7 protein-coding genes are annotated in these 12435 nt (G+C 74.2%); 1 reads left to right on the top strand and 6 read right to left on the bottom strand.

Annotated features, from left to right (window positions below; all coding sequences use genetic code 11):
• Window positions 1–1494, bottom strand: a 1494-nt coding sequence (locus RZ84_RS39720) for a glycosyltransferase family 2 protein (RefSeq protein WP_198539984.1), incomplete at its 3' end; no start/stop codon positions are given.
• 232 nt (window positions 1495–1726) lie between these two features.
• Here RZ84_RS39720 and RZ84_RS13785 point away from each other — a divergent pair.
• Window positions 1727–2419, top strand: coding sequence for a class I SAM-dependent methyltransferase (locus RZ84_RS13785; RefSeq protein ID WP_043264567.1), 693 nt, complete (start codon window positions 1727–1729; stop codon window positions 2417–2419).
• Window positions 2420–2565: 146 nt separating this feature from the next.
• On the opposite strand, the gene RZ84_RS13780 is transcribed toward RZ84_RS13785, so the two are convergent.
• From RZ84_RS13780 to RZ84_RS13760, 5 genes are all read right to left on the bottom strand, one after another.
• Window positions 2566–3555, bottom strand: a complete 990-nt coding sequence (locus tag RZ84_RS13780) for a class I SAM-dependent methyltransferase (RefSeq protein WP_043264566.1) — start codon at window positions 3553–3555, stop codon at window positions 2566–2568.
• Window positions 3556–3912: 357 nt separating this feature from the next.
• Window positions 3913–4860: a carbohydrate ABC transporter permease gene (locus tag RZ84_RS13775; RefSeq protein WP_107068118.1), complete on the bottom strand. Its 948-nt coding sequence runs from the start codon at window positions 4858–4860 to the stop codon at window positions 3913–3915.
• Window positions 4857–6203: a carbohydrate ABC transporter permease gene (locus tag RZ84_RS13770; protein WP_043264565.1), complete on the bottom strand. Its 1347-nt coding sequence runs from the start codon at window positions 6201–6203 to the stop codon at window positions 4857–4859. Before RZ84_RS13770 ends, RZ84_RS13775 begins: the two co-directional genes overlap by 4 nt.
• Window positions 6204–6551: 348 nt before the next feature.
• Entirely contained in the window at window positions 6552–7862 is a 1311-nt protein-coding gene (locus tag RZ84_RS13765; protein ID WP_078894630.1) for an ABC transporter substrate-binding protein, read from the bottom strand.
• A gap of 1214 nt (window positions 7863–9076) precedes the next feature.
• Window positions 9077–12435: FHA domain-containing protein (locus RZ84_RS13760; protein ID WP_241777694.1), on the bottom strand; the 3359-nt coding region annotated here is incomplete at its 5' end.

The raw sequence follows: 12435 nt of genomic DNA, 5'->3' as shown, positions 1-12435 counted from the left end.
CTCGTACGCACCCGGCGCCGCCCCCGACCCGCTCTCCGGCGCGCCCAGCGCCGCCGCCCGCACCACCCCCGACGACGCCAGCAGCACCCCCACCCGCCAGTCGCCCTCCTCCCACAGCCCGCCCCGCCGCAGCCGCGCCGGATCCAGCCGCAGCTCGAACCCCGCCCAGTCGTAGCAGTGCAGCTCCTGCCCCGACGCCGCGGTCGCCTCCGGCATCAGCACCGGCCGCAGCGGCAGCAGCACCCGGCGCCGCCCGCACGTCAGCACCGCCGTCCGCAGATAGCTGTGCCGGGCCGCCGCGGGCAGATTCCGCAGATACGCCCAGCCGCGCAGCACCAGCACCCCCTCCCGCCACACCGCCTCCCGGACCTCGGCCCGCACCGGGAAGTCGTCCCGGCCCAGCCGCGTCACCCCCGCCGGCAGCTCCAGCGGCACCTCCGGCGGCAGCACCGCCCGCTTGCGCAGCGGCGGCCCCGCCACCGAGAACCCGGCCGGATTGCGCGCCTCGTGCGCCAGCAGCGCCACCAGGTCCGCCAGCCGCCCCGCCCGGACCAGATACCAGCGCATCCGCAGTTCCACCGGCAGCGCCCGCAGCAGCCGCGGATCCACCCCGGACAGGAAGTCGCGGGCGCAGTCCAGGAACGCGGTACGGCAGTCCGGCGCCGCACCCGGCAGCGCCTCCACCAGATCCAGCAGCCCGCCCGTCAACTGCGCCCGGTCGTAGGCGGATCGGTGGCGGACCCGCTCCGGACAGGCCGGATCACCCAGGAAGCCGCGGATCCGGGACACCGCCGCGAACCGGTCCCGCACCCCCTGCGCCGTCGGCCGCCGGTGCCGCTCCGCGCCCTCCGGCAACCGCCAGTAGCAGACGTGCTCGTGCAGCACGTCCACCGCCTCGGCCAGGAAGTGCGCCGGCAGCGACACCGCCGCGTCCTCGCACAACTCCCCTTCCGGGAAAGCGAATCCGTGTCGGTCCCAGAACGCCCGCCGGAACACCTTGTTCCGCACGAACCCGTCGCCCAGCAGCGACGGGTCCCTGGTGACGTGGGTGCGCAGCACCGTCTCGCGCTCCGCCGGATGCTCCGCCGACTGACCGCGGCCCGCCGCCCCCAGCCGGTAGACGTTGCCGGTCGCCAGATCCGCCCCCGACGTGTCCAGCAGCCCGCACAGATCCTGGTACGCACGCGGCAGCAGCACGTCGTCCGCGTCGAGGAACGCCAGATAGCCGGTGTGCGGATAGGCGTGCCGGGCACCGGCGTTGCGCGCCCCGCCACGCCCGCCGCCCTCGTGGTGCACCACCCGGAACCGCGGGTCCCGCTCGGTGAACCGCCGCCACGGCGCACCCGGCGGCCCCTCCGCGGGACCGTCGTCCACCAGCACCACGTCCAGCCCGTCCAGCGTCTGGGCCGCCACCGACTCCAGACACTCCTCCACATTGCGTGCGGCCCCTTCGCCGCGAGGGACCGGGACGACGACGGTGAGCCGAGGCTTCATGGGCTGACAAGCCTTTCCGGACAGGCGAACCACGGGACGGTGCGGCCAACTCGTCCCTCAACTCGTCCATCGGCGGCGCGGTCACCCGGTCTGCGCTGAAAGGGTGAGGCGAAGGTGCGGCGGCCCCGCCCCGCCCCCCGCCATGGCGTAGACCGAGGGACAGCGTGACCGGCGCCCCGCGCACCGGACACCGGCAACCAGCCCGCCGCCCTCAGGAAGGTGACCGCACCCGATGCCCGGCCGAACCGACAGCTCCGCCGCCACCGACAGCCCCGACGCCGCGGCCCCGGGCCCCGGCACCGCGCGCACCCCCCGCACCCACCGCCCCGCGGGCACCGCACCGGCCGCCTCCACCGCCCGGCTGCCCGCCCTCCGCGAACGCGGCGGCCTGGCCCGGCTGCTGCCCGCCCGGCCGCCCTACCGCCGGCAGCTGCGGCGGATCGGCCCCGGTCGCGTACTGGAGGTCGGCTGCGGCAGCGGCGACACCCTGGCCGGCTGCGCACCCGGCAGCGTCGGCATCGACCACGACCCGCTGTCCGTGGCCCGCTGCCGGGCCCGCGGCCTCACCGCCTACACCGCCGACACCTTCCTGGCCGGCCCGCACGCCCGCCCCGGCGCCTTCGACGCGCTGCTCTCCGCACACGTCCTGGAGCACCTGGACGACGAGCAGGTCGAGGGCCTGTTGCGGGCCTACGTGCCCTACGTACGGCCCGGCGGCGGGGTGGTGCTGATCACCGCGCAGGAGGCCGGCCACCGCACCGGGCCGGCGCCCGCCCGCTTCACCGACTTCACCCTGCTGCGGGCCTTCGCGGAGTCCGCCGGGCTGGCCGTCCGGCGCACCTACTCCTCCCCGCTGCCGCGGACCGCCGGGCGGGTCCTGCGGTCCAACGTCTTCGTCCTGGTCGGGCAGGTACCGCGCGGCTGAACCCGCCGCACCGCGAGGCGGCCGGCCGGGATGTACGGGCCTTGGCCGGGACGTACGGGCCTCGGCTGGGACGTATGGGCATCGGCCGGGAAGTACGGTACCCCGGCCGGAAGAACGGCCCCGGCCCGTACGCCCGCCGGCGCCGCTCAGCCCCGCGCCGCGCCCGACCGCTTGCGTGCCCGCACGATCGCCCGGGTCACCACCGGCGGCAGCAGATCCCGCGCCACCCGGCGCAGCGCACCGCGCTCCGGGCGCGGTGCCGGACCGACCGCGGACGCCTTCGGTGACGTCTTCGGTGACGTCTTCGGGGATGCTTTCGAGGACCGCGCCGCCGCCCCCTCCGCTACGCCCGCCGCCGACGCCGCATACCGCGACACCGGGTGCGCCGGCTCCTTCGCCCCCTTGGCGCTCAGCCGGATCAGCGGCCCGCCGTTGACCTGCTGGACCTCGTGCCACACATCGCCGCGGGCGGTCAGCCACTCCAACAGCGCGTCCTGGTACGGCCCCGGATCACCCCAAGTGCCGTAGAACTTCGTCCCCGTGATGCAGATCGGACGCAGCCCGTGCGCCGTCACCGCCTGCCACGTCGCGGCGGCGACCCCCGGGCAGTGCTCCGCACGGAAGTCGTCCATCACCACCACACCGCCCTCGGTGAGCAGCTCCCGCACCGCCAGGATGTCGCCCGCCACATGCTCGTACAGATGCGACGCGTCGATGTGCGCGAACCGCACACTGCCGTCCGCCACATGCTCCCGGATCACCGAGCTCAGCCCCTGCACGATCACCGGCAACTCGTCGTGGAACGCCCGGTAGTTGGCCTCGAAGGCACGCCGCGTCAGCGTCGCGTACGACTTCGCCATCTCCTTCGAGTTCGAGGCGTCCCCGGCCGGGGAGTCGAAGAGGTCGCAGACCGTGAACCGCTCGCCGGCACCCAGCCGCGCACCGAGGAAGATCGCGCTCTTGCCCAGGTACGCGCCCAGTTCGAGCAGGTCACCCGCCTCGGACCGGTCCCGCTGATGACTCAGGAACCAGTCGAAGAGCAGCTGGTCGGCGGTGAAGAACCAGCCCTTGACATCGGACAGCCGCGCGGGGCGCGGCAGGTGTTCGGCACTCTGGTCTGCGGTGAGGGCAGTCATGTGCGGTCCGTCTCCAGACGGTCGGGAATCGATGGCGGTGTACGACACGCGGGGTATGCGGGGTATGTGGGGTATGGGGACGGTGCGCCGGCACCGCGGCCGGGTACCCGGCACGACGCACCCCGGTCGCACCATGCGTTTCACGGAGCGGGCGCCATCGTGGGGGAGGAACATGAACGGAAGGTGAGCTGCGGCCACCGCTCCGGTCACGCCTGCGGATCCGCCCGCACCGATGCGATGCCGTACCGATCCGCGTACCGGACGTACGGCGGCGCCCGCCCCCGCCCTCACTTCGCCGAAGTCACTCCACCGATGTCACTCCACCGAAGTCACTCCACCGATGTCATCTCACCGCCCTCACTTCACCGCGCCCGCCATCACCCCGGACACGAACTGCCGCTGGAACGCGAAGAAGACGATCAGCGGCACCACCATCGACAGGAACGCGCCCGGCGCCAGCACATCGATGTTGTTGCCGAACTGCCGCACCTCCTGCTGGAGCGCCACCGTGATCGGCGGATGCCCGCTGTCCGCGAAGATCAACGCGATCAGCATGTCGTTCCACACCCACAGGAACTGGAAGATCCCCAGCGACGCGATCGCCGGACCCCCCAGCGGCATCACCACCCGTGTGAACAGCCGCAGTTCGCCCGCCCCGTCCAGCCGCGCCGCCTCCAGCAGCTCCCGAGGGATCTCGGCGAAGAAGTTCCGCAGCAGGAACACCGCGAACGGCAGCCCGAACGCCGTATGGAAGAGCACCACCCCGGCCGTCGTCTCGAACAGCCCGACCGCACCGAACAGCTTCGCCACCGGAATCAGCGCCACCTGCACCGGCACCACCAGCAGCCCCACGACCACCATGAACCAGGCGTCCCGTCCCGGAAAGTCCAGCCAGGCGAAGGCATAGCCCGCCAGCGACCCGATGACCACCACCAGCACCGTCGCCGGCACCGTGATCTCCGCGGTCGTCACCAGCGAACCCATCACCTTCCCGTTGGACAGCAGATGACCGTAGTTGGCGAACGTGATCTGCGCCGGCCTGGCGAACACCTGCCACCAGCCGGACCCGGCGATCTGCGCCGGACCGCGCAGCGACGACAGCAGCAGCCCGACCGACGGCATCAGCCAGAACAGCGCCACCAGCACCAGGAAGACCCGCACCGCACCGCCGCCGGTCCGCGCCGCGAGCCGCGCGGTCAGCGGCCCCCGGCCGCCCCGAGGCACCCCGCGCCCGGCGCCCCGGCGACCGGCGGCGCCATCGCCCGCGCCCGCACCCGCTCCCACGGCCCCGTCCACCGTCGTCATCGGCGACGCTCCTTCCGTAGGCGCCGGAGATTGACGTACATCACCGGCAGCACGAGCAGCAGCAGGAATACCGCGATCGCACTACCCAGCCCCTCGTTGACATCCGTACCGAACGAGGACTGGAAGAGCTGCAACGCCAGTACATTGGCGGACCGCAGACTGGACCCGGGCGCGATGATGTACACCAGGTCGAAGATCTTCAGCACATTGATCATCAGCGTGACCAGCACCACCACCAGCACCGGCGCCAGCAGCGGCACCGTGATCCGGCGGAACACCTGCCACTCGCCGGCCCCGTCCACCCGCGCCGCCTCCAGCAGCTCCCGCGGCACACCCGCCAGCCCCGCCGCGATCAACACCATTGCGAAACCGGCCCACATCCACACATAACTGCCGATGATGGCCGGGGTGACCAGCGCCGGACCCAGCCAATCCACACCGTTGTACGCCGCCGCGAAGTCCGCTCCCGGCAGCCGGATCCGCGCCCCCACGGCCTTCGCCGCCGGCAGCGCGAACGTCCCGTCCGCCGCCGTCGTCGCCGAGGCGACCACCGCCCCGCCCCGGACCGCCTGCACCGTCAGCCCGGCCAGCGCCTTCTCACCCGGGTCGATCGCATTCGGCCGCCCACCGCCACCCCGGGTGAAATCCAGCCACGCGGTTCCGGTCACCATGCCCGGCCGCTCCCGGGCCGCCACCGCCTGCTGCGCGTCCCGAACGTCCTCCGGCCGCACCGCCACCAGCGGCAGCTTCACCGGCGAGCCGGCCCGCACCACCGACGCCGTGGTGAACGAACCGCCGCCGGACGGCCGCAGATCCGCGTTCGGCCGCGGCTTGGCCCCCGGGAACGGCGCCGGTGCGGCGAACGCGTCGTGCACCCCCACCCACACCGCGTTCGCCACCCCGCGCTGCGGATCCTGGTCGTACACCAGCCGGAAGATGATCCCCGCCGCCAGCATCGAGATCGCCATCGGCATGAACACGACCAACTTGAACGCGGTGCCCCAGCGGACCCGCTCGGTCAGCACCGCGAAGATCAACCCGAGCGCCGTCGACACCGCCGGCGCGACCACCACCCACACCACGTTGTTCCGCAGCGCGGTCCGGATGGCCTCGTCCGAGAACATCTGCCCGTAATTGCCCAGCCCCACAAAGCCGTTGCCGGACGCGTCGAACAGGCTCCGGTAGACCGAGAACCCGATGGGACAGACCACCAGCGCACCCAGCAGCACCAGCGCCGGCAGCAGAAACACCGCCGCCACCCAGGCCCGCGTACCGGTGACACCACGCCGCCGCCGGACCCGCCCACCGGCCGCCGCCCCGGCCGGTACGTCCGCGTCGCTCATGGCGACCGTCTCCCGGCGCTCATCGTGAGAACCTCCCGGTGGTCATCGCGGGAACCTCCTGGTGGTCATGGCGGGAACCTCCTGCGCCGTGGGCATGGCGGGAACGTGGTCATCGCGGGTAACTCCCGGTCCCCGGCGCCTGCCTGCTGATGCCCGCCTGCCTGCTGATACCCGCCTGCTGATGCCTGCCTTCCTGCTGATGCCTGCCGGCGGTGGCCGGCGGGACGCCCTCCGCTCGCGCGGCCCTCGACGGCCACCCGTCCACCCGCCGACTCGGCCACCCGCCGACTCGGCCACCCGGCCACCCGGCCATCTGGCCACTCGGCCACCCGGGCCACCCCCGCCGCCTCAGTGCCCGAATGCCTTCGCCGCGTCCTTCTCCAACTGCGCCTGCGTACCCGCGACATCCTCCGGGTTCTTCAAGAAGTCCTGGAGGTCCTTCCACTCGCCCTGCCCCGGCTTGCCGCCGAACGACGCGGGCGCCTGGTCGGACATGTCGAAGCGGAAACCGTCCCCCGCCGCGATCAGCTCCTTGGCGATCTTGCGCATCACGCCATCGGCGTACGCGGCCTGGTCCAGCTCCTTGTTGGGCGAGATGAACCCGCCCGCCTGCGCCCAGATCCTGGCCGCGTCCGTCGACGCCAGGAACGTCAGCAGCGCCTGCGCCGCCCTGCTGTCCTTGAGGACCACCGCCACGTCCCCGCCGGTCACCACCGGCGACTTCGCCCCCACCGCCGGGAACGGGAACACCTTGGCATCCGTCCCGACCTTCGCCTTCGTCTGCGCGATGTTCGCCTCGGCGTAGTCGGCCGACGAGACCATCGCGGCCTTGGGGGTGTCACCCCCGCTGAACGCCTGCGTCACCGACGTCGGGAAGTCCGTCTGCAGCGCCCCCGAACTGCCGCCCGCCAGCAGCTCCTTGCGGCCGAAGAGCTGGCCGAGCGTGGTCAGCGCCTGCTTCACGGACGGGTCGGTCCACTTGATGTCGTGCTTGGTCAGCAGGTCGTACTTCGCCGGACCCGCCTGCGAGAGATAGACGTTCTCGAACCAGTCGGTCAGCGGCCAGCCGTCCGAACCGCCCACCGACACCGGCTCCACACCCGACTCGGAAATCGTCTCCGCCGTCTTCAGGAACTGCGGCCAGGTACGGGGCTCGGTGACCCCCGCATTCCGGAAGACCTTGGTGTTGTACCAGACCAGCGACTTGTTGCTGGCCTTGAAATACACCCCGTACTCGGTGCCCTTGTGCGCACCCAGGTCCCGCCACCCCTTGCTGAAGTTCTTCGCCAACTGCGCCTTGGCATCCGCCCCGAGCGGCTTCAGCCAGCCCTTCTGCGCGAACTCGTTCACCACGCCGACCTGCGGCAACATGGCCACATCGGGCGGCCCGCCGCCCGCGATCTTGGACCCGATGAACCCGGCCATGTCGTCCCCGCTCGGCACGAAGTCGACCTTGGCCCCGGTCCGTTTCTCGAACTCCGCCAGAACCTTGGTGAAGTTCTCCCGCTCGGCCCCCGTCCACACCGCCGCCACCTGCAACCGCTGCCCGCCCAGCTTCGGCAACTGCACCGTAGGCGCCGTGCCAACCCCCTTGCCCCCGCCCCCACTTCCACCACCGCTACTACTCCCGCCGCCGCAGGCCGCCAGCCCCAGCGCCATCGTGGCGACCACCGCCACCACGCCGGCACCCCGTAACCCCGCCCCGCCCATCCCTCTACTCATCCCCGTAACCCCTTACTCATCCCCGTGGCCCCTCGTCTCCCGTAACCCTTCGTCTCCCCGTAACTCCTCGTCTCGTCGCTGCGCCCGCAGTGCCTCTCCCGCCGCGGCCCGCCGCCCACCGTCGCGAAGCCGTTCGCGGTCCCGGCAGCCGTGGCACGCAGCGGCGTGACCGTCCAACTGAGCAGTGCGTGCTACTGGTGTAAGTGGTTGTAACTCGTGAGTGCCAACTGGTACGTGCTACGAAGCGGTGCGTGCTGCTGGTACGTGCTACGAAGGCGGTGCGTCGTGCCCTGCGCCGGTGCATGGTGCGGACAACGGCTCGCCGCCTGCGGACCGCTCGCCGCTGCCTACCGAGCGCCCTGCCGCTGTACTCCCGCCGCCTGCCGCCCGCCGCCGCTCGTCAACTGCCGAGTCGCCTACGTTTACGTTGCCCGCGGCCGTGCATGACTGCATACGGCCGCGCCGCGCCGTGCCCTGTCGTGTACGCGTACGGTGTGCGACAGTCCTACGCCCCCACCACCGGCTCCGCAATACCGCCTTTCCCGCCAACTCTCCATTTGCAATGGGGCCGTTACGGACGGTGGGACACATGTGACGGCTGGGCACGTGTTGACCAGGTTGCCCAGTCCGCGCCAGCCTCAACGGCCCAGCCGCGACGACCCAGCCGCGACGGCCCCAGGCCCAGCACCCGACGGCGCACCCGACGGCGCCCTCCCTCACGAGATCCCTCACGATCCCTCACGAGGCCAAGCCCCACGAGGCCATCCCCTCCCCACAAGGCCGGCCCCGGCAGGATCCTCCACGCCCCTGGCTCCGCTCACCAAGCCTCAACGGGCCGTCCGGCGCCCCGCCTCCGAAAGCCCACCCGCTGCCCTGTGTGTCTGCCCTGTGTGTCCGCTTGCCGCTGTGTGCCCGCTGCCCTGCCGGCGCCGACGGCGGCTCGCCCGTACCAGTACCTCGACGCCGCCCCGTACCAGCACGTACCAGCACCTCGACGCCGTTCCCGGCGGGCGTCGAAGCCGCAATCAGACACCGCAATCAGACACCGCATTCAGACGCCACATTCAGGCGGGCCGGCACCAACACACCACCCCCGCCAGGCCGCTACACCAGACCAGGCCGCTACACCAGACCCGGCCCCCGCTGCACCCCTACACCAGCGGCGGGGCCGCCGCCGCCCCCGAGGACTGCGCGGCGCGCTCCAGTGCGCTGGCCAGCAGGGCCAGGTCCGTCGGGCCGTTGCCCAGTTCGCGCAACGGGCGCCGGGCCGGCGGGTCGCCCATCCGCGGCCACTCCAGGGGCACCACGGTCGGCCGGAGCGTAGAGGTGCGAGGTATGCGTCCGGTGACCCGGCCCGCCTGGAACGGCGTCGAGGAGCCGTCCTCCGCGCGGTGCAGCCACCCGCGTCCCGGCGGTACCGGCTCGGACGGGTCGGTGGCGGCGCCCAACTGGATGCGCAGCCCGGCCCGTTCGGCGGTCGCGGTGCCGTCCGTGCGGTCCGGGTGGCCGGTGGCGGCTATCAGGTGGACGCCCAGGTCCGCGCCGTCCCGGGCCACCGCCTCCAGGGCGCGCACCACGGAGCCGGCGGCCGGCCGGCCCGTGCTGCCGAGGGCGGGGGAGACCAGGGCGTCGAAGTCGTCGACGAGGACGAAGAGGCGGGGCATGGGGGCGGCGGCCGTGGCGGGATCCGCGGATCCGGTGGGGTCCGCGGGGGCGGCGGAGGCTGCGGCGTCCGGAGGCGGGGCGCCCGGGGCGCCGTGGCGTGACCGCAGGCGGAGCGTGCCGGTTTCTGAGGGGTCCGCCGGTGTGCCGCTTTCCTCATTGTTACGGCAACGATTACGGAGAGTAGTTAGTTCCTGCGGAGTGTCACCGAGGGGGCCGGGGGTGACGGTCTCGGCGGAGCGGCGCGGGGCGATGACGCGGGGCGCCGGGAGGTGCTTGGCGCGCCAGTCGGCGAAGGGCGTGCCGGCCAGTATTTCCGCGCGCCGTTTGAGTTCGGAGGACAGGGCCTGGGCGAACTCCCGCATGCGCACCGGGTCGGAGGCGGCCAGATAGGTCGTGACGTGCGGCAGGTCCGTGCACAGCCGCAGGCCCTCGCCGCGTTCGGTGCCGCCGCCGTCCACCAGGACCAGCGACAGCAGGTCCGGGCGGTCCGCGGCGGCGAGCGAGGCGGCCAGGGACCGCAGCAGTTCGGTCTTGCCGGTGGCCGCCGCGCCCTCCAGGAGCAGATGGGTGTGATCCGCGGCGAGATCGGCGATCAGCGGGCCGTGCGGCCCGGCGCCGAGGACCGCGGCGGCGCCCGGCCGGTCGGTGTCCAGGGCAGCCGCCCAGCGCGCCATCAGGGACGCGGGGGTGGCGCGGGCCAGCCCCAACTCGTCCAGCAGTCGCGTCGTTTCGGGCAGCGGGACGGCCGCGCGGTGCGTCGACGGCCCGCCGGCGACGCCCGCCTCGGTCTCGCGCAGCGGGGCCAGTGCCCTGGCGAAACGCTCCGCCCAGGCGGCGGAGACCGCGTCCACCGTCGCGACCGCGCCGTTCGGCCCGGAGCCCGGCTGGACGACCCGCAGCGCGGTGGCGACATCGCCGCTGAGCACCGCCACTGCCCCGCACTCGCCGAACGCCGGTGATGCCACCCGCGCCGCCTCGTACGTCGCGGCCAGCGGGAAGGCCGGTGAGGCGGCCGGGGTCTCGGCCAGGCAGAGCAGGTGGATTCCGCAGGCCGGGCCGCCCGCCGCCAGCCGCGCCGTGGTCTCGCGCAGCGCGGACGAGCCGGGGTCGCCGTCGACGATGACGAGGGTGCGCGGCCCCTGATGGCGGGCCGCGGCGGATGCCACCTCGGAGCGTTCGGCGCTGGCCCAGGAGGGCCCCAGCGGGCCGTCGTCCAGCCGTCGCACCAGTTCGGTGGTACGGGCGGTGGCCTGTTCCCTGTCGTAGGCGAGCAGCAGCCGGCAGTCCTGGCCGTGGGCCGGGCGGACGTGCGGCAGCCAGCCCAGCCAGGACCAGTCGGCGACCCGCTCCTCGGTGCTGCGCGACCGGTCCGTGCTGATCAGCACGATCTCCAGCGTCCCGGGGGAGTGCAGCGCGGCGAGCTGGGCGACGGCGGACCGGGCCAGTCCGGCGAGCCGTGCCCGCGGACCGGCCAGTCCCAGGGCGCCGGCCCGGCGCAGTTCCACGGTGACCGGCACGGCGGACCGGCCGCCGGGCCCGTCCGCCGTGCCGAGGCGGACGGCGAGGGCGTCCGGGTGGTCCGGTCCGCGCTCCCAGAGGCGGGGGCCCGGCCCGAGCGCGGTGAGCAGGATCGCGGCGGCGTCCGGCCAGCGTTCGTGCGCGGCGGGGCCGGCGGGCGGTGCGGCGGGACCCTCGTCGGCGCCGGTACGGGAGGGGACGCCGGCCGGTCCGGCGGACGGGCCGGCCGCCGCCTCCGGGGGGCCGGCCAGGGGCTCCACGGCGGGGCGCCCGCCGGCCAGCCGCCGCGCCCAGGCCCCGATGCCGCCCCGGCGGCCCGCCCTACGGGTCACCGGGTCGGGGGGAGCCAGGGACTGCCGGCCGCCGTGGGTCTGCCCGTCGGCCGGCGTGGCGTCGGCGACGGGGTAGCCGTGGCCGGAATCGTCGGGTCCGCGGTCGTCGGGTGCGGTGGGCGAGTCGAGGGTCTCCCGGGCGCTACGGGCCGCCCGGTCGGCCCGTACGGGGGGCGTGCCGGGCACGGCCGAACCGTACGGGGCGGCGGCCGGACCCGGGGCGGTGGTGAGGGAGCCGTGCGGTCCGGAGCCGTAGCCGCCGGTGGTCGTGCCGCGCGGGCCGCCGGCGGGCGGGGCCGGGGTGCCGCGCAGCGGGGTGTCCCGGCGGGCCGTGCCGCCGGGGGCGGTGCCGTCGCGGGGGGTCGGCACGGGAGCGGCGGTGGCCGGGGGGCCGAACGCGCCGCCGGCTGCCGGATACGGGGCGGAGCCGAGGGACGAGTGGCCGGAGCCGGCGGGGGGCGCGCCGGTGTCCCGGGCGGTTCCGGTGTGCGGCCCGGGGGCGCCGTCCGCTGCCCCTGGGGTCACCCGGAGGTGGCCCTCTCCGTCGGGTGCGACGCCGAGGGCCGGATCGGGGCTGCTGGGGGCGGCTTGGAGCCGCAGGGCCGATTCGCCGATGCGGAGCAGGGCGCCGGGGCGCAGCGGGGCGGCCTGCTCGCCGAGTTCGGTGCCGTCGACCGCGGTGCCGTTCGTGGAGCGCAGGTCGGCCACGTAGACCGACCCGTCCGGCTCGACCGTGACGGCGCAGTGCAGCCGGGAGACGTCCGGGTCGTCCAGCGGGACGTCCGCGTCGGCGGAGCGGCCGATACGGATCTGCCCGCCGTGCAGCAGGTGCACCCCGCCCGCGTCCGGGCCGGAGACCACGCGGAGCCGGGCGGAACCGTGCGGGAGGCCGTGCGCGGGGGCCGGGCCGGGGCCCTGGAGGGAGAGGACCGCGCCGTCGATCAGCGGCGGCTCGCCGATCGCGGCGCGCTGCGGGTCGAGCCGCTCGGATCCGG

The sequence above is a fragment of the Streptomyces sp. CT34 genome (assembly GCF_000805335.1).
GTDB lineage: Bacteria > Actinomycetota > Actinomycetes > Streptomycetales > Streptomycetaceae > Streptomyces.
The sequence above is the reverse complement of the archived record's forward strand: the minus strand, read 5'-3'. Positions and strand labels throughout refer to the sequence as shown.

Bases quoted from the DNA above. Each gene is read 5' to 3' on its own strand.
- RZ84_RS13785 (WP_043264567.1), top strand. From the start codon at position 1,727: ATGCCCGGCCGAACCGACAGCTCCGCCGCCACCGACAGCCCCGACGCC.
- RZ84_RS13780 (WP_043264566.1), bottom strand. From the start codon at position 3,555: ATGACTGCCCTCACCGCAGACCAGAGTGCCGAACACCTGCCGCGCCCC.
- RZ84_RS13775 (WP_107068118.1), bottom strand. From the start codon at position 4,860: ATGACGACGGTGGACGGGGCCGTGGGAGCGGGTGCGGGCGCGGGCGAT.
- RZ84_RS13770 (WP_043264565.1), bottom strand. From the start codon at position 6,203: ATGAGCGACGCGGACGTACCGGCCGGGGCGGCGGCCGGTGGGCGGGTC.
- RZ84_RS13765 (WP_078894630.1), bottom strand. From the start codon at position 7,862: ATGGCGCTGGGGCTGGCGGCCTGCGGCGGCGGGAGTAGTAGCGGTGGT.